Origin of the sequence: Weizmannia sp. FSL K6-0777 (assembly GCF_038593185.1) — a bacterium.
Lineage (GTDB): Bacteria > Bacillota > Bacilli > Bacillales > Bacillaceae_C > Weizmannia > Weizmannia faecalis.
On sequence record NZ_CP151971.1, the window covers coordinates 3493360 to 3511436 of the forward strand.

General features: G+C 46.6%; 14 protein-coding genes and 1 riboswitch. Of the genes, 3 read left to right on the top strand and 11 right to left on the bottom strand.

Going from position 1 to position 18077, the window contains the following annotated elements; translation table 11 throughout:
- Positions 1–47: 47 nt before the first annotated feature.
- From NST70_RS16740 to NST70_RS16785, 10 genes are all read right to left on the bottom strand, one after another.
- Complete coding sequence (locus NST70_RS16740) at positions 48–1121, bottom strand: branched-chain amino acid aminotransferase (RefSeq protein WP_014096682.1); 1074 nt, start codon at positions 1119–1121, stop codon at positions 48–50.
- A gap of 339 nt (positions 1122–1460) precedes the next feature.
- Positions 1461–3263, bottom strand: a complete 1803-nt coding sequence (gene cstA / locus NST70_RS16745; RefSeq protein ID WP_014096681.1) for a carbon starvation protein CstA — start codon at positions 3261–3263, stop codon at positions 1461–1463.
- A gap of 130 nt (positions 3264–3393) precedes the next feature.
- Complete coding sequence (locus NST70_RS16750; protein ID WP_035188683.1) at positions 3394–4110, bottom strand: LytTR family DNA-binding domain-containing protein; 717 nt, start codon at positions 4108–4110, stop codon at positions 3394–3396.
- Positions 4085–5866, bottom strand: coding sequence for a sensor histidine kinase (locus tag NST70_RS16755; protein ID WP_035183149.1), 1782 nt, complete (start codon positions 5864–5866; stop codon positions 4085–4087). The genes NST70_RS16750 and NST70_RS16755 overlap by 26 nt, the downstream gene beginning before the upstream one ends.
- Before the next feature lie 235 nt (positions 5867–6101).
- Positions 6102–6944, bottom strand: coding sequence for a MetQ/NlpA family ABC transporter substrate-binding protein (locus NST70_RS16760; protein WP_014096678.1), 843 nt, complete (start codon positions 6942–6944; stop codon positions 6102–6104).
- Between the two features lie 61 nt (positions 6945–7005).
- Complete coding sequence (locus tag NST70_RS16765) at positions 7006–7668, bottom strand: methionine ABC transporter permease (RefSeq protein ID WP_014096677.1); 663 nt, start codon at positions 7666–7668, stop codon at positions 7006–7008.
- Positions 7658–8698: a methionine ABC transporter ATP-binding protein gene (locus tag NST70_RS16770; RefSeq protein WP_014096676.1), complete on the bottom strand. Its 1041-nt coding sequence runs from the start codon at positions 8696–8698 to the stop codon at positions 7658–7660. The genes NST70_RS16765 and NST70_RS16770 overlap by 11 nt, the downstream gene beginning before the upstream one ends.
- A gap of 72 nt (positions 8699–8770) precedes the next feature.
- A riboswitch (SAM riboswitch) is annotated at positions 8771–8879 on the bottom strand.
- A gap of 81 nt (positions 8880–8960) precedes the next feature.
- The gene (locus NST70_RS16775) at positions 8961–9740 is read right to left on the bottom strand and encodes an ABC transporter ATP-binding protein (protein ID WP_035183148.1); all 780 of its coding nucleotides are present in this window, start codon (positions 9738–9740) and stop codon (positions 8961–8963) included.
- A gap of 61 nt (positions 9741–9801) precedes the next feature.
- Positions 9802–10374 (bottom strand): hypothetical protein, encoded by a 573-nt coding sequence (locus NST70_RS16780; protein ID WP_014096674.1) that lies wholly within the window; start codon positions 10372–10374, stop codon positions 9802–9804.
- A gap of 11 nt (positions 10375–10385) precedes the next feature.
- Positions 10386–11564 carry a ParM/StbA family protein gene (locus NST70_RS16785; RefSeq protein ID WP_014096673.1) on the bottom strand — a complete coding sequence of 393 codons (1179 nt, stop codon included), beginning with the start codon at positions 11562–11564 and terminating at the stop codon, positions 10386–10388.
- Positions 11565–11981: 417 nt separating this feature from the next.
- Between NST70_RS16785 and NST70_RS16790 the strand changes: the two genes are divergently transcribed.
- The 3 genes from NST70_RS16790 (at position 11982) to pepT (ending at position 15614) form a co-directional block, all read left to right on the top strand.
- Positions 11982–13331, top strand: coding sequence for an MATE family efflux transporter (locus NST70_RS16790; protein WP_342475464.1), 1350 nt, complete (start codon positions 11982–11984; stop codon positions 13329–13331).
- A 193-nt stretch (positions 13332–13524) separates the two neighbouring features.
- Entirely contained in the window at positions 13525–14319 is a 795-nt protein-coding gene (locus NST70_RS16795; protein ID WP_061577769.1) for a glycosyltransferase family 8 protein, read from the top strand.
- Between the two features lie 62 nt (positions 14320–14381).
- On the top strand, positions 14382–15614 hold the full coding sequence (gene pepT, locus NST70_RS16800) for a peptidase T (protein WP_035188694.1): 1233 nt from the start codon (positions 14382–14384) through the stop codon (positions 15612–15614).
- Positions 15615–15886: 272 nt separating this feature from the next.
- On the opposite strand, the gene NST70_RS16805 is transcribed toward pepT, so the two are convergent.
- Positions 15887–17389, bottom strand: coding sequence for a DHA2 family efflux MFS transporter permease subunit (locus NST70_RS16805; RefSeq protein ID WP_035188696.1), 1503 nt, complete (start codon positions 17387–17389; stop codon positions 15887–15889).
- Positions 17390–18077 lie beyond the last annotated feature (688 nt).

Consider the following 18077-nt stretch of genomic DNA (forward strand, 5'->3'; position numbering starts at 1 on the left):
CATTTCCGATGAAAAGCTGGCTAAATGCGCCATCTTTACGATCATCATTATTTTATTTCGACCGTCCAATTGAGCGGGTCTTCCGTTTTTCCGAGCTGGATGCCGGTTAAAGCATCATAAAGCCGGTTTGCAATCGAATCCGGCGCTTCAGCATGTGGAAGCTGCATCGCAACATCCTTCCAGCCGAGTTCGCCAACAGGAGAAATTACAGCTGCCGTTCCTGTGCCGAACACTTCTTCCAGCTGTCCATTTTTATAAGCATTATAAATTTCGTCTATGGAAATTTTCGTTTCCTTTACAGGGACGTTCCAGTATTTCAGCAACTCGATAACGGAGTCTCTTGTGACACCACCGAGAATACTGCCGTTCAGTTTCGGGGTGACGACTTCTCCGTTGATTTTAAAGAAGATGTTCATGCTGCCGACTTCTTCAATATATTTTCTTTCAACACCGTCCAGCCAAAGCACCTGGTCGTAGCCCAACTCCTCTGCTTTTTCCTGTGCTTTCAAGCTTGCTGCATAATTGCCGCCTGTTTTTGTAAATCCGACGCCCCCTGGGACAGCTCGGACATATTCATCTTCCACATAAATGCGGACAGGTTTCAGCTGGTCGCCGTAATACGAACCAACAGGAGAAAGGATGATCATAAATTTATATTCATGTGCCGGATGTACGCCAAGGCTAGGCTCTGTCGCAATAATGAACGGGCGAATGTAAAGCGATGTCCCTTCCCCGTCCGGAATCCAGTCTTTTTCAAGTTCAACAAGCTGCTTAATGGCATCAAGCACAATGGTCTCGTCTATTTGCGGGATGCTTAATCTCGCGCAAGACACATTCATCCGGGCAACATTTTTTTCAGGCCTGAACAACAGAACCCTGCCGTCCTTTGCGCGATAGGCTTTTAATCCTTCGAATACAGACTGGCTGTAATGGAATACCATTGCCGCCGGTTCCAATACAAGCGGTGCATACGGTGTTATTCTTGGTTGGTGCCAGCCTTCTTCCTCATTATAGTCCATGACAAACATATAGTCCGTAAAATGTTTGCCAAACCCCAATGATTCAACAGCCGGTTTTTCTTTTTTCACATCTGCTTTAACGAATTCGATAACCTGATTCAAACCGATAGCATCCCTTTCCAATACGTGAAATTATTATTTTCGATCTATTATAACAACTTTATGAAGAAAAGACCAGAGGCTTTATAAAATTTTTAAAATTTTTTGAGTGAAGCACTTTCCGAATCAATAGCAGATGCAACCTTAGCCCCCTTGTAAAATAGACTGCAGCAAAGGGCTGTATACATTAAAAGCGGAGAGACCACGGAAAATCGTGTCTCGCCGCTTTTTTCTAATATTCTTCCTTGCGCTGAGCAAATTTGCCAGATTATACAAGAATGCATGTAGAAAAAGGGCTCCATTACTAGCTGGTGCATGCAAAGTTTTCCCTTTAAAATGGCATCAAGCTTTCCTTGCCGATACCTCCAAATCCGGCATGGCAGGCGTTCTCAGCAGGTCGTACCAGTTCTTTAAAGCGGAGATCATAATGACGATCCCGAGAATGAGCATAATGATCGACAAAATGCCGTTCAGTACATTGTATCCCGCTGCGGCATGGTTCAAGTAAACATTTTTTACCATCCAATAACCGGCATAGTTCACCGTAACATACAAATACGCAAGCGGAATCAGGCAAGTGAACATATACCGCTTTTTATCGGCAATTTTCAAAATGACAGTTGCCCCGACAATCAGCCCAATCGAGGCCATCAGCTGGTTCGATACGCCAAACAACGCCCAGACGGAACCGATATCGCCGGAGTAGAGCAAATAGCCCCACATAAAGCAAGCCGCAGCACTTGTGAGAATCGATCCTGGCAGCCAGTCGGTCTTTTTGAGTGGTTTATACAATTCTCCTAAAAAGTCCTGCAGCAGGTAGCGTGCCACCCGTGTCCCCGAATCGATCGCCGTCAAAATAAACACGGCCTCAAACAAGATAACAAATTGATAGAAATAGGGTGCAAGATTGCTAAACCAGTGGATTTTTGTAAAAATATACGTCATGCCGACTGCAAGCGTTACTGCTCCCCCAGTTCTGCCGGCCAGGTCCATTCCGATTTCACTGCTTAAATGCGGAAGGTTGACAACATGCATGCCGAGCGTCTTAAAGACTTCCGGCGTGGAGTTGATGGCAAAATAGTCGGCAGGCTGCAGGGCGGTCGCAGCGACAAGTGCCATTACGCCGACAAGCGATTCGACAAGCATGGCACCAAATGCAACCGGCTTGATATCCGTCCATTTATCAAGCATTTTCGGCGTTGTGCCGGAGCCGATAAAGGCATGGAAACCGGAAATCGCACCGCAGGCAATCGTGATCGAAATAAACGGCCAAACCGGTCCTGTCATCGTCGGGCCGCCGCCGTGGATAAATTGCGACAGCGCTGGCATATGAATCGGCGGATTGATGATAAAGACACCAATAATGAGGGCAATAAACACGCCGATTTTCATAAAACTGCTCAAATAATCACGCGGTGCCAACAGCAGCCATACCGGAAGCGCCGCGGCAAAAAATGCATAAGCTGGAAGAATAATGGCCAATGTTTTCGGATCAAACGTAAGCCATTCGCCAATCACAGTATGTCGGATCCACGGCCCGGCAAAAACGCCCGCTACGATTAGGAGGAACCCGATCGTTGTCGTCAGCTTCAAATTGCCGGTTTTTTTGTAAAACAAGCCAACGCCCATTGCAACCGGAATGGTGATCCCCACGGAAAAGGTGCCCCATGGGTTATTTTGCAGGGCATTTACGACAACCATGGAAAGACCGGCCATTGTAATTACAATAATAAACAGCATGGCAAGGCCTGTACAGAACCCGGCAACCGGCCCCATTTCCTCTTTCGCCACTTCGGAAAGTGATTTCCCTTTCCGGCGCATGGAGGCAAAGAGCACGACAGCATCGTGTACGGCACCGCCGATAACAGCGCCGATCAAAAGCCATAAGAGGCCCGGCAAATAGCCGAACTGCGCTGCCAAAATCGGTCCGACAAGCGGGCCTGCAGCCGCAATCGCCGCAAAATGGTGGCCGAACGTCACCCATTTATTGGTCGGCACATAATCTTTCCCGTCGTTAAACTCATGTGCCGGCGTCGGCGTATCATTATTCAGCTTTAAAACCTTTACGGCCATAAACGTGCCATATAAACGATAAGCAATCATTAAGATACAGATGGAGCCGATTACAATTGTAATCGCATTCATTTGGTGAAAGCCTCCTTTTTGTCATTCTCATCGCTTATATTTTATAAGTTTTGCACGCTGTAAAAGCTGTTTTCCGGCAAAATGTAAATATCATAGGATAAGAGGGCGAATTCAGAGGATGAAATGCATTTTAAATCCGGATAAACTGTTTTAACACATGCTTGTAAGTCCGGCTGACCGGAATATTCGCCCCGTCCCGCATGATCAGATTATAAGTGGAATGAAACCATGGCCGGATCTCGACAATGGCATCGAGATTGACGAGATAAGCACGGTGGACGCGGGCAATCGACGTAGATGGCAGTTTCTTTTCTACATTTACCAGTGATTCTGTTATGGTATATTTTTTATCATCTGTCGCAATGACTGTCCGCCCGTCAACCGACTCCGCGTACAACAGTTTTTCAACCGGGATGATGACAATGCGCTCATCTGTTGTGACCGCCAGTTTGCCGGGATTTTTCGGAACAGCAGGACGGTCCCCTTCCAACATTTTTTTCACCTTTGCGACTGTCTGTGCTACCCTTTTTTCTTCAAACGGTTTTAAAATGTAGTCTGCAGCATTCAGTTCAAACGCTTTTACGGCATATTCATCATAAGCGGTCGCAAATACAACGGCCGGATGCTGCGGATAGCGGCTGATTTCCTTCACGAGATCTATGCCATGCTCGTTTGTCAGCATCATATCGGCAAACACAATATCCGCCTCGGTTTCTTTCAGCTTCGCAAGCGCTTCCTTTACGGATCCGGCTTCGCCCGCCAATTCCACCTGCCCCGTTTTTTTCAGCAAGTAAATCAATTCATCTCGGGCCGGGGCTTCATCATCCACTACAAATGCCTTCAGCATATTCTCCCCCCCATATTTCCTCTAATGGTATCGAAATGGCCACTTTGGTTCCGCCGGTTTTTCTGTTTTCAATCCGGAATACAGCACTATGCCCGTAGATTTCCTCAATTCTTTTCCGGATGTTCCACAAGGCTGTCCCAGTCCCCTCGGCCGAGTCGACAGCCACATTGCCAAGCGACTGCACCTGTTCTTTAGAAATGCCTTTTCCGTTGTCCTCCGTTTCCATGATGAATTTTCCGTTTTTCACACGTGCGCGGACAACAATAAACGGATTTTTCGTAAATTGTTGTGTGAAAGCATGGTGGACGGCGTTTTCCACCAAGGGCTGCAGTGTAAATGGCGGCACCATCGCTGTGTGTAAAAGCGGATCAATATCAAAATGAACATGATACCACCCCGGAAACCGTGCCTGTTCAATGGCCAAATAAGCTTTCACATGTTCCAGTTCTTTTTCAAGGGGGATCAGCATTTTTCCCGCCCCCTGCAGGTTGCTGCGGAAAAAGGCCGCGAGCTGCACGAGCAGTTCCCTTGCTTTATCCGCATCTGTCCGGACAAGGCATGTAATCGTGTTAATCGCATTAAAGAAAAAATGTGGGTGAACCTGGGCCTGGAGCGCTTTAATCTCGGCATCTTTCAAAAGTTTTCTTTGCAGTTCCGCCTCCGCCAGTTCAAGCTGGTTGGAAAACAACTTGCTCAAACCTTCCGCCAGTTCCTGTTCGACCGCGCTTAATTGTGATGCTGATGTAAAGTAAAGCTTTAACGTGCCCGCAACTTGTTCGCGGACAAACAGCGGCAGCACGATCGCCGCCTGGAGCGGGCAGCCTTCATGGTTGCACTGGATTTCCTTAGCCGTTCTGGCGACCATGATTTTCCCGTGCAAAAGCACCCTTTCCGTCAGCTTTGTCGACATGCTCTCAAGCGGAATATGATGGTCCGATGCTACCCCTGCATGCGCCAGCACTTTTTCCCGGTCCGTAATAGCGACGGCATCAGCTGCTGTATGCTTCAAAATTATTTCTGCCGCTTCTTTGCATGATTGCATGTTCAGCCCTTTCCGGAAATGGGCTAGCGTTTCCTGTGCAATCTGCAGCGCTTTATGGGTCTGCACCGCCCTTGTCCGTTCTTCTTCCAGTAAAATCGTCTGGATAATCAAGATAAAAATAAACGTACCAAAGCCGTTAATCGAAATCATCGGTACCGCGATGAGGCGGACGAGCGCCACTGCTTCTTCAAAAGGTTTTGCTACTGCCAGGATGATGCCCATCTGTAGCATTTCCATTAAAACCCCAGCAGCGACCGCTTCAAGCGCAGCATACTTCCCGCGCACGTTAAAGCGTCTGCCAATAAAGCCCATGATAATGCCGGCAATCATCGTCGACAGGCTGCAGGCAATATCCGTATAGCCGCCGAGAGAGAGGCGGTGGATGCTGGCAAGCAGGCCTGCGCCGATGCCGACAACCGGCCCGCCCAAAAGGCCTGCAATCCCGACGCCCATGATTCGGGTATTGGCAATCGCACTTTCAACCGATAAATGCCCCTGCCCGAAAGCATGCGAGACTTTCCCATGCTCAATAACGATGCCGGTATAGTTACTAATGATACCAAAAATTCCAAAAACAATAATCAGCACCACTTTTTCTTTCCGTCCGTATTCCTGATGGATAATTTGCCGGAATGTCTTCAGCCGCGAGAGTAAAAAAGCAGCAATGACAAGAATCCCGGCCCGCTCAAGCATTACCGGCAAAAGTGTTGCCATAAAGGATCCCCCTTTGTTTTCCACCCGTCCGTATTGAAAACCCTTTCTTTTATTATAAAAGACTTCACCGGTTTTAGGAAAGCAAAAAAGCAGTGTTTCAAAAAGCCCAGCCAATAGAAAAACGGCGGGATACCGTTCGAACTGTATCCCGCCGTTTTTTTCTGCTATGGGGCGGATAAACCGCCTGTCTCTATGCCCGCTGTTTTTTAGGGGGCTGCTATGAAACTATTTGCCATCATTGTGTTTGCTTATAATCTTTTAAATACGATACCGGTTTATTGACCGGGACGGCTGCACCTTTATAATGCTTTTTGATAAAGTCAGAGACTTCTTTTGAATGATAAATGTTTACGATTTCTTTCAACGTTTTGTCATTCTTGTCTTTTGTCCGGGCCGCAATAATATTGATATACGCTTTGTTGCCCGCATCTTCACGGAAGATGGAGTCATTCGTCGGGTTTAAGCCGGCATTAATGGCCATATCGCAATTGATCACAGCGAGTGCCGAATCATCCAGGCCGCGCGGTGTTTGGGCGGCATCCACGGCAGTAATTTTCAAATGTTTCGGGTTTGAAGCGACATTTTCAAGCCCGCCTTTGCCTGTGAAACCTTTTTTCGTCGTAATCAATCCGGCTTTTTGCAGCAAAAGCAAAGCCCTGCCGAGGTTTGTCGGGTCTTTCGGAATCACAACTTGGTCGCCATCTTTCACTTCGCTGACCTTTTTATATCTTTTCGAGTAGATCCCCATCGGCCAAATATTCGTTGTGCCGATCGCCGAAAGCTTCAGATTGCGTTGTTTGATAAAATCATCGAAATAAACAACCGTCTGGAACGCGTTAATATCAATTTCCCCGTCGCTTAATGCGAGGTTCGGCTGAACATAGTCGTCAAAGCGGACAATCTTAATATTAATATTTTTCTTTTTCGCGAGTTTCTGGATTAAATTCCATGTCGGCACTTCAGAAGTGGTTGTCCCGACTTTGATTGTTTTTGTGCTTGTACTGCTCGAATTGTTTTTGGCCCCGCATCCTGCCAAAACCAGGATGAGCCCCAATAATAGAATCGCAAATTTTTTCATCGCTGCTAAGTCCCCCTGAATTGAATTTTTTATAAAAAAGGTGTAACCCTTTTTCCCAATATTATTTTCTCCGGATTTTTTTGGAGAGAAAGTTGCCCAATGTCTGGACAAGCTGGGTGAAAATGACCAGCGTGATAACGGTAACGATCATGACGCCTGTCTGAAACTGGTTGTACCCGTACGTGATCGCCAAATCCCCGATCCCGCCGGCACCGACCGCGCCCGCCATCGCGGAAGCCCCAATCAGCCCGATGGTGGCAATCGTTAAATTGAGCACCATGGATGCCTTTGCTTCCGGAAGCAAAAACCGCCAAATAATCTGCCAGTTCGTCGCCCCCATTGACTGCGCAAGTTCGATTGTCCCTTTGTCGACTTCAAGCAGTGAACTTTCAATGAGCCTCCCGATGTAAAAAGCAGTGTACAACACAAGCGGCACAATCGCTGCGGTTGTTCCGATCGCTGTCCCGACAACCCAGCGCGTAAACGGAATGATCGCGACAACGAGAATAATAAACGGGATCGACCGAAAAATATTGATAATCACATTTAAAATATTAAAAATCCATTTGTTTTCCCATATGCCGTTTTCCCGGGTAATAACGAGAATGACGCCAACCGGGATGCCGATGATGATGGAAATGAGTAATGATACAGCCACCATATACAGCGTCTGGCCCATTGCCGTGAAAAATTGCGGCCAAAACCATGACCAATCAAATGCCATTTTTCTCCACCTCCCGAATGATCGCTTCGTGATCGTTGATGTACTGAATGGCCCGCTTCATTTCTTCCGGGTCGCCTTTCAATTCGACAAGCAGGTTGCCAAAAGGGATTCCCTGAAGTTCGGTGATCATGCCATGAAGCACATTCAGGTCGATTGAAAATTGTTTTGCTGTATTGGATAACAGCGGCATATTGGTGGAAGCTCCCTTAAACAGAATCCGGTAAATGCCGTGCGGGTTGTCTTTGCTGCTTTCATCGATCAGTTTTTGCACCGATGGCGGAATCGAATCATTCAGCACAGTTTTCACAAAGCTTCTCGCAATTTGCGTTTTCGGTTCTGTGAAAAGGTCGATTACAGGGCCCTGCTCCACAATTTTTCCGCCGTCCAGCACCGCCACTTTATCACAAATATCACGAATGACATTCATTTCGTGGGTAATCATCAGGATCGTAATGCCCAGCTCGTCCCGGACTTTCCGCAAAAGGTCCAACACGGCTTCGGTCGTATTCGGGTCAAGGGCAGACGTTGCCTCGTCACAAAGCAAGATGTCCGGATCTGTCGCAAGGGCTCTTGCAATACCGACCCTTTGTTTCTGGCCGCCTGACAACTGGTCAGGGTAGTGATGCATTCTCTCTTCCAGCCCGACAAAAGACAATAATTCTGCCACTTTTGCCTTTATTTCTTCCTTCGGGCGATGTTCCAGCACAAGCGGCATGGCCACATTTTGAAAAATCGTCTTTGACTGAAGCAGATTGAACTGCTGGAAAATCATGCCGATTTTTTTTCGCTCTTGACGTAGCTTGGCAGGCGGCAGGCGCACAAGGTCGACCCCGTTAACGAGCACTTTCCCGGAAGTCGGCCGCTCGAGCAGATTGACGCACCGAATCAGTGTGCTTTTCCCGGCACCACTGTAACCAACCACCCCGAAGATTTCCCCTTTTTCAACACGCAGGTTGATGCCTTTTAACGCTTCAACCTTTTTGTCCTTCCCTTTTCCGTATACCTTATGAATATCTTCTAATACCAGCATGTTGAAAACTCCTTCTGTTCCTTTTGGCAAAAAAAAACCTTCTTTCATTCGAAAGAGGTTTGCCGGTCAAGTGACTTATCTCTCAGAATGAACCATTCTGCAGGAATTAGCACCTTTCAAAAAAAGATTTGAAGGTTGCTGGACGTCATCGGGCCTGTCCCTCAGTCTCTCTGGATAAGTTATTCATTTGTTATATTTAAATATTAGTGGACGGCTCGGGATTTGTCAATTCATTATTTTATATTTTTTTGTTTTTCAATCGTCAGACAACTTGAAACAATGCCCGGTTTCCGCGCCACTCCACGTGAATTTCATGCTCAAAAAAGCGGGAAAGCACTTGTTTTTCAATCATCTCGGAAGTCCGGCCCTGCCGGAAAACTTCCCCGTTTCTGATCAGCAATGTTTTTTGGAAAGCGGGAGAAATTTCTTCCGGATGGTGCGTGACATATACAAGCGTCGGTCCGTTCTTATCTTTCGCCAGCTCTTCCACACTTTCTAGCAAAATTTCCCGGGCAAACAAATCCAGCCCGTTGCAAGGCTCGTCCAAAATTAAGATGCGCGGTTCCGCCATTAACGCGCGCGCAATTAAAAGCTTCTGCCGCTCTCCTTGCGAACAATGTTCATAAGCACGGCTAAAAAGGGAAGCACAATGCAATTGTTCCATCAAGCGCAGGGCTTTCTCTTCGTCTTGTGCATCCACCGCTTCATACAGCCCGATGGATGCATATTTGCCGCTGATGACCACATCGCGTGCAAGTTGGGTGCGCGGTATCCTTTCCTGGATGGAGGAGCTGACCCAGCCGATTGATTTCCGCAGTTCCGGCAGGCTTGTTTTTCCGAACGCTTTCCCGAGCACCTTGATGCTCCCCTTTGTCGGCCAAATATACCCGTTGATCATATTGAGCAAAGTGGTTTTGCCGGAACCGTTTAAGCCGAGGACAGCCCAATGCTCCCCTTTTTTGACCGTCCAGTGAATGTCCGAGAGCAGTTTTTTGCCGTCGCGCATCAGGCTCACACCGGCAACTTCGATTATATTTTCCATCTGTGCCATCCCCTTACATTTCGTACAAGTTTTAGACACACAGGGGTTCACCCTGCGCACTTCATTTATTCATGCTGGCGAGAAAATCCCCGAGCAGGTCTTCCGCATCTTCTTCTTTTTCCGGCGCTCCCGTTTCGGGCGGTGCCGGTTCGGCGGCGGCAGTTCTCCAGTCGAATGCATCAAGATCATCCGATCCAGGCGGCTCACCACCGGATCGAACCGGTTTCCCGTCCGCTTCTTCGCTGGTTTGCGGCAATTCGTCTTCCTGTAAAAAAAGCGTCTCATCCATAGATACAGGTTGTTTCGAAAGGGCCGCAAAGAGCGAAGTCGCCCGGAGTGGATCCTGAATCAGTTCGTAAACAATGCTGCCGAGCATCGCTTCCGAATGTTCATGCTTCAGCCAGTCATGTTGCACTTTTGTCAGTTTGCGCGGCAGCGGGATTGTAATGGTTTCTTTGTCCTTTACGAGCGACTGGTTAACACCTTGTATCACATATCCGGCTATTTTGGCGGAGAAGTTCCGTTTCTCTTTTTCTTTTAACTTTGACAGTTCTTTTAAAATATGATCGGGCGTATCCTGGGGGATCCGGAACGCAATCGTCTGGCCCCGCTTCATCCCGCTTTGTTTTTCCATATTTTTTCACCTTATTTGGATTCGACCGGTTTCTTTCCTTTGTCTTCCGGTTTATTGTTTTTCCTCACATAATCCGAAATTAATTTGTAGTAAGCATTGGCCATCATCCAGATGCTCTCTTTTTCATCTTCAAAGAAATCAATATTGTAGCCGTCAAGGCTGTTGTTCAGCGTTTTTAAGTAATCTTTCAGGACAACAGAACCGCCGCCGACAAAATAGCAAATCTCTGTTTGTGAGTTTTTCTGCCACACGTTCCGGAGCAGGCGGTATTGTTTCTTTGCAAGGTCAAACAAGATACGGTCTGTAATGTCGTGCACGCTTGTCCGGCTGCCTTTTACCATAATATGGTTGCGGTCATGCTTTTTCGTGATAATATCGACCACATCACGGCGGCTGTCCAATTCGACCCCGTATTTGACGCGGATTTCTTCACGGATCTGTTCAAGCGCTTCTGATACGCCTAGATTAAATCCCTGCGCCCGGTCATCATCGACTGTCCTGTTTTTGATCACGGCGATATCCGTTGAGAGGCCGCCGATATCCTGGATTAAAATGCGTTTGTCAATCAATTCGCGGTTAATAATGTTTAAATCGTTATCCATGACAAGATTGATAAAAGCGGCAAAGCCTTCCGGATACACTTTGATTTCGTCAAATTTCAGATTGACTTTCAACCCCTGATATTTCGGTGTGACAAGAAATTCCACCTGGTGGACGGATCCAAGCAGCTGCGAGCGGTAGCCCGCATCTTTTCCCTCTTTTACTTCGCGGAGCGGCAGGCCTGTCCCAAGCGTGTAATTGGCATCAATGACATTCTGGTTGCGGGTAAAAACTTTGGCGTTTTCCTCCCTTACTGCGTCAAGCGCAAGGCTTGTAAAAAGCAGGACGAGGGTCTGATCCTCTTCCGACTTGCTGCTTCCCGGGTCAAGTTCGGTTGCATTATCGCTTTTGGTTGCGAGATCCCCGACACGGTAAATCACGTTATTTTCCTTTAAAGCAGGGGAGTGGACTTTTACATGGATGCCTTCAAGCGGATCTTTGCTGTCCAGTTCCTCAATGCCAATTACCGGCCGGTCTTCAATATCCCGTGCAATGACGTTCGGGATATTGAGTTCATACTCCATTTTTCCAAAAATGCCTTTTAAAGAATCGTTGCCTACATCGACTGCGGCAATCCGGGTCTTCCCCATTCACTTTTCCTCCCTGTATCGCTTTCTTTGGCTTACTCTAAGAATATCTGAGTCTATAAAAATAATCAATACTCTGAACTTTTTTAACGAAAATGTAAACTTGTTTGCGGCTTGTAAACTTTTGAAAAGTGTTGTTATAAAGCCATGCTTACATGTTTGCAAACATGTTTGCGTTTTTGTTTACAAATGTTTGCGTTTGTGTAAACATGCAAACAGATTTGAAAACATGTAAACAAATACGCAAACACAGCCAATATCCCTCATCCATAAAAAATTCACGGGTTTTTTTTAAGATTCCAATTGACAGCACGACAATAAAGACTACAATGTTTCATAGTATTGAAGAATGAACATCCGCCAGACCCGGCAATATAACCGGTTTAAAAGGCTGGGGTATCAGATAAAGGGGGGAAAGTGTTGACAGCACAACAGCAATATTACAAAGAGCAGACCCTGTTTCAAATTTCTTGGCCGCTCTTTATTGAGCTTTCTTTGCATATGGGAATCGGAATCATCGCAACCCTTATGCTCGGCCACTACGCCGATGATGCAGCTGCCGGGGTGGGCGTGGCCAACCAGCTGTTGAATATGTTTATACTCATTTTTAATGTCACATCCGTCGGCGCGATTATCCTGATCGGGCAAAATCTTGGCGCAAGGAAAATGAAAGAGGCGCGCCAGGTCGCCCATTCCGCTTTCGGTCTCAATTTTTGGTTCGGCCTTGCCGTCGGGCTTTTTGTTTTTCTGTTCGGGCAACTGCTTCTCGGGTTTTTCGACATCCACGGCAAGGTTTATCAATACGCGCTGACATTTGTCAAAATTTGCGGGGCTTCCCTTTTTCTCGAGTCCATCTCCCTCGCTTTAAGCGCAGTACTGAGGAGCTACGGTTTCACAAAAGAATCAATGCTTGTCACCATTTTAATGGATTTAATTAGCATCTTTGGGAACATTTTGGCCATTACGGGGATTTTCGGGCTCCCGGTTACCGGCGTCATCGGGGTATCGTGGGCCATTGTTATTGCACGCGTTTTTGAGGTATCGGCACTTCTTTTTCTTGTCTACCGCAGGCTTGCAATGAAAATGGGCATTCGCGATATCATCACCATAAAGAAAGAAGATATCCGTGCATTGCTTGAAATCGGCATTCCCTCAGCCGGCGAAAATTTTTCCTACCAGTTTTCCCAACTGGTGATTACCGGGTTTATCGCCGTACTCGGGGAAGCATCCCTGGCAGCGCGCGTTTATTTAAATAATATTTCGATGGTCTGTTATTTGTTTACCCTCGCCATTGCATCCGGCACCCAGCTGCTTATCGCCCGGTATGTCGGTGCAAAAACGTATGAACGCGCCTTGAAACGCGGGATGAAAACTTTAAAGATTGCCATGATGGCTTCTTTCTTTACTTCGCTGGTGATTGCGCTCATCGGCTCACCTGTTTTGCACATATTTACGAAAAGCGAAGACATTCTCGCCGTCAGCATCCCGATTCTTTGGGCCATTGTTTTTACAGAACCAGGGAGAGCGATGAATATCGTGCTGATGAGTTCGCTGAAATCAGCAGGCGATGTCCGCTTCCCGGTCATGATTGGCATTTTTTCCATGTGGGTATTTGCAGCCAGCTTAAGCTATGTCCTTGGAGTGCATTTCGGGCTTGGGCTGCTCGGTATTTGGATTGCCCAGGGCATTGATGAATGGTTCCGAGGCATCTTTGCCACCCGGCGCTGGCTTTCAAAGCCTTGGGAAAGACTGTCGCTTCTCAGAGCCTGACCATTTTTATGGCAGGCTTTTTTCTGTGGAAACGCCAGAGGGTGCAATGTTTTCTCACCTATAAGGGCACAAGCAAGCAGCCATGATTGTACGATGAAAAAGGCCCATACCCGGAACCCAAAAGGATTGTTAGCGGAAAAAGAAACCTGTATCATGGAAGTAGTTGAAACTACAGCCAAAAGGTGGAAAAGCCATGAATATCCTTGTTACATTAAATGAAAATTACCTTCCTCCCCTAAAAGTGTTAATAAACTCTCTTGTCCAAAACAATCCTGAAGAAGCGTTTTCGATCTACCTGCTGCATTCCACCATTTCTGAAGAAAAGCTTTCCGAGTTACATCACTATGTTGAAGAGAAAGGACACCATTTTTTCCCGATCCGGATTCCGCCGGATCTGTTTAAAGATGCGCCTGTCCTCAGGCATTACACTTCAGAAATGTACTACCGGCTTACTGCCCACTTGTTTTTGCCGGCGCATCTTGACAGAATTCTTTACCTCGATCCTGACATTGTCTGTATCAACCCTGCCGCCGCATTTTATTATACAGATTTTGAAGGGCATTTTTTTATTGCATGCGAACATGAACACTCGGCAAAAAAGGCCCGCCTGATCAATAAAATGCGCCTGCGGACACCGAATGCAAAAGGATATTTTAACACCGGCGTTCTTCTCATGAATTTGGAACTGATCCGGCAGCATGTTAAAGTGGAGGAGATCTTTCACTTCATTGAAGAAAATAAACTGAAACTGCTCCTACCCGATCAGGACGTATTCAATGCCTTGTTTTGGAACAAAATAAAACCTGCCGAAAGCTACCGATATAACTATGATGCCCGGTTTTTTGAACGTGCCGCACTGCTCAAAAAACAGAATATAGAGTGGATCAAACAGCATACCGTCTTTATCCATTATTGCGGAAAAGACAAACCGTGGCACCCGAATTATAAATACGCGCTCGGCACTTTTTACCAAAAATATTGCGAATAAATACAAGCTTTTGGGCTGGGTTTGGTAAAATATAGACATACTGAAAATGAGGAGTGAAGATAATGAAAGAAGCGTTAATGAAAAGATTTACTACATACGTGAAAGTGGACACCCAGTCTAACGAAGACAGTGAAACCTGTCCTTCTACTGACGGGCAATGGACACTCCTCCGCATACTTCGCGATGAGCTGGAATCAATCGGCATGGAAGAAGTCCATCTGGATGAAAACGGCTATCTTTTTGCCACTTTGCCAAGCAATACCGATAAGGAAGTCCCGGTAATTGGATTTTTGGCACATGTCGACACGGCGACCGATTTTACAGGGAAAAACGTCAATCCGCAAATTGTCGAAAACTATGACGGGAAAGCCATCGTTTTGAACAAAGAACAAGGGGTTGTCCTGTCTCCGGATGAATACCCGAACTTAAAAAATTATATTGGCCAAACTTTGATTACAACAGATGGCACAACCCTGCTCGGCGCCGATGACAAAGCCGGCGTAACGGAGATTGTGACGGCCATGGACTATTTGCTTAAGCACCCTGAAATCAAACACGGCAAAATCAGGGTCGCTTTTACTCCGGATGAAGAGATCGGCAGAGGGCCGCATAAATTTGATGTGAAAGCGTTCGGTGCCGATTTTGCCTATACGATGGATGGCGGCCCGCTCGGTGAACTCGAGTACGAAACGTTTAACGCTGCTTCCGCTAAAATTACGGTTCGCGGCAATAATATCCACCCGGGGAGCGCAAAGGGGAAAATGGTCCATTCAGCAAAAATTGCGATGGAACTGCACAGCCTCCTGCCCGAGGATGAAGTACCGGAACGGACGGAAGGTTATGAAGGATTTTATCATCTCCTGTCCATCCACGGAGATGTCGAGCAAACAAAACTGTACTACATTATCCGCGACCACGACCGCGAAAAATTTGAGGCAAAAAAGGCAAACCTCCAGTCGATTGTCAACCGCTTAAAAGAAAAATACGGTGAAGATAATATTACGCTGGAATTGGCCGACCAATATTACAACATGAAAGAAAAAATTGAACCGGTGAAAGAAATTGTCGATATTGCACATGACGCCATGAAGAGCCTCGGCATTGAACCGATCATCTCTCCTGTCCGCGGCGGCACGGACGGATCACAGCTGTCTTACATGGGGCTACCGACGCCAAACATTTTTGCCGGTGGAGAAAACATGCACGGCAAATACGAATACGTTTCAGTGGAAACAATGGAAAAAGCCGTCCAGGTCATTGTCGAAATTGCAAAACGGTTTGAAGCAAGAGCGTAGCCAAAATAGCCGATATATCGACTGCCGGGACTTTTAAAAAGGCCAGAAATGAAAAAAACCGTTGGAATAGGTGAAATTCCAACGGTTTTTTTGTACTTAAATTTTCCCACCAACACCAAACAGGAATTTGCAGAACAACAGGCCACAGAAATTTTAAAATCGTTTCCTGGCAGATCCCTGCAGAGAGAGCCAGTTTAGAACAACCTGATGCACTAGGATAAAAAAGGTGTCCTTTCGCCAGCTACTGCCGGCTTCAGGACACCGCGTTTTGATTATGATTCCGTTATCGGTTTTACCTGCTGGGCTGTATTTTCCGGAAGGCTGTCGCGCGGGATGGTTTTCCGGATAAAGAAAGCAAGAATAAAGGCAATCACAGCCAGGTAGGTGGCAACCATAAAGGCATCATTGATCCCCATCACCGTTCCCTGCCTTGCAGCAAGCGCCGCATGAATTTTATCCGCAGGGGAAATTTGACTGGAGACCATAATATCCTTCGTATGCGCAATCCCTTTATTCGTCATGACCGAGACAAAAAAGGCCGTCCCGACAGCGCCTGCTACCATCCTGAAGGTGTTTACCATCGCAGTGCCGTATTTATTCATCGCAAGCGGCAGGTCATTCAACCCGGCCGTAAAGATTGGCATCATCAAAATAGAAATCCCGAAACTACGGATCGTATAAACAGTGACGACATAAGTAAAAGAGGTATCCAATTTCAGACGGGTCAATGCAACAGTAGTCACAATGGTAATGGCAAGCCCGATTAAAGCAAGCCATTTTGCACCATAGCGGTCAAACAGCCGACCTGTAATCGGCGACATAATTCCCATGATGACCCCGCCCGGCAAAAGCATCAGCCCGGACATAAGCGGCGAGAAACCGCGCACGTTTTGCATATAAATCGGCATTAAAATCATACCCGAAAACAATGCCATCGTCACAATAATATTAATCACCATCGTTAACGTAAACACCGGATAACGAAAAATGCGGAATTCCAAAATAGGATGGTCTATGACCCACTGGCGCCAGACAAACAAGCCGAAAGCAATCACCCCGACTGCCAGCGTCGTCATTACTTCCACACTGTCCCAGCCTTTCGTGCCGCCGGTTGAAAATCCGTATAAAATACCGCCGAAACCGAGCGAAGACAAAATAACACCGATTTTATCAAGTTTCGGCCGGCTCGTTTCCGTCACATTTTTTACAAAAACAAAAGCGAAAATCAAGTCAATGATTGCGATCGGCAAAATAATGAAAAACAGTGTCCGCCACGAGTGGTTTTCCACAATCCACCCGGAAAGCGTCGGCCCGATTGCAGGTGCAAAGTTCATGGCGACACCGAAAATCCCCATTACAAAACCGCGCCGGTCAGGTGGAAACAGCACGAAAATGACGTTTGTCACCAGCGGAAAAATAATCCCCGCTCCGGCCGCCTGGACCACCCGGCCAATGAGCAGCACAGAAAACCCTGGTGCGACTGCACAAATCAGCGTCCCCACCGCAAACAGCCCAATGGAAAACAAAAACAGCTGTCTTGTTGTAAATCGGCTCATAAGGTACGCCGTGACCGGAATGACAATCCCGTTTGTGAGCATGTAAATCGTAGAAAGCCAGTTTGCCGTAGAAGCGGAAATGTGTAAATGATTCATAATTTGCGGGAGGGCAACATTAATCAGCGTCTGGTTTAAAAACGCCACCAGTGCGCCAGCCATCATCACCGCAAAAAAAGGGACAATCCTGATAGAACTATTTTTTGTATTCATTGTTTCCATTCCAATCCCCCATTCATGATGTTAGTGTAAACGTTGTATACCGGAACTATGCCGGAAATGCAGATGGTTTTTCGTTTGGCAGAAGTTTTGAAGAAAACTCCCGCCACTCAAGCGGGAGAAAGAAAGCGTTTCAATTATTTAGAGAGGGTAAACTTTCGGTACTCTAATTATTTTATTCATTTTATGCTGGAAGTCAAGAGAAAAGTTTACTTAATTAGGGCAAAGTGCGATTGCAGAAAAAGCGCTGCCCATCAAAATTTTACCGGGTAGAATTACCGTTACATTCGGTAATTAATCTTTTTTGCAATCAAAGACAAGCAAAAGCGGGGGAGCATTTTAACAGGGCTGGTTTCGCGATTAACAGATGTAATATCAATGATGGAAATCAAAATGCGATCACAGTATGTTAAGATTTTAAAGGAGCGTGGAAAGTTGAAGGCCTTCCTTCACATAGAGCCCGGCTACGTTAAGGAAGCGTGGAAAAAAGGCAGTCTTTCTTCACATAGAGCCCGGCTACGTTAAGGAAACACGAAAAAAGATGGTCTTTCTTCACATAGAGCCCGTCTATGTTAGGGCTTGCTGAACGAATCCGATTCTGAGTTTGTACTCGATTTGTCAGCAAGATTTGTCTTAAAATATAGAAGAATTCCTCTCCGAAAATGCGTGATTCTGTCTTCTCTATACATTG

Coding starts and splice junctions, on each gene's coding strand:
- cstA (WP_014096681.1), bottom strand. CDS start 3,263: ATGAATGCGATTACAATTGTAATCGGCTCCATCTGTATCTTAATGATT.
- NST70_RS16750 (WP_035188683.1), bottom strand. CDS start 4,110: ATGCTGAAGGCATTTGTAGTGGATGATGAAGCCCCGGCCCGAGATGAA.
- NST70_RS16755 (WP_035183149.1), bottom strand. CDS start 5,866: ATGGCAACACTTTTGCCGGTAATGCTTGAGCGGGCCGGGATTCTTGTC.
- NST70_RS16760 (WP_014096678.1), bottom strand. CDS start 6,944: ATGAAAAAATTTGCGATTCTATTATTGGGGCTCATCCTGGTTTTGGCA.
- NST70_RS16765 (WP_014096677.1), bottom strand. CDS start 7,668: ATGGCATTTGATTGGTCATGGTTTTGGCCGCAATTTTTCACGGCAATG.
- NST70_RS16770 (WP_014096676.1), bottom strand. CDS start 8,698: ATGCTGGTATTAGAAGATATTCATAAGGTATACGGAAAAGGGAAGGAC.
- NST70_RS16775 (WP_035183148.1), bottom strand. CDS start 9,740: ATGGAAAATATAATCGAAGTTGCCGGTGTGAGCCTGATGCGCGACGGC.
- NST70_RS16780 (WP_014096674.1), bottom strand. CDS start 10,374: ATGGAAAAACAAAGCGGGATGAAGCGGGGCCAGACGATTGCGTTCCGG.
- NST70_RS16785 (WP_014096673.1), bottom strand. CDS start 11,564: ATGGGGAAGACCCGGATTGCCGCAGTCGATGTAGGCAACGATTCTTTA.
- NST70_RS16795 (WP_061577769.1), top strand. CDS start 13,525: ATGAATATCCTTGTTACATTAAATGAAAATTACCTTCCTCCCCTAAAA.
- pepT (WP_035188694.1), top strand. CDS start 14,382: ATGAAAGAAGCGTTAATGAAAAGATTTACTACATACGTGAAAGTGGAC.
- NST70_RS16805 (WP_035188696.1), bottom strand. CDS start 17,389: ATGGAAACAATGAATACAAAAAATAGTTCTATCAGGATTGTCCCTTTT.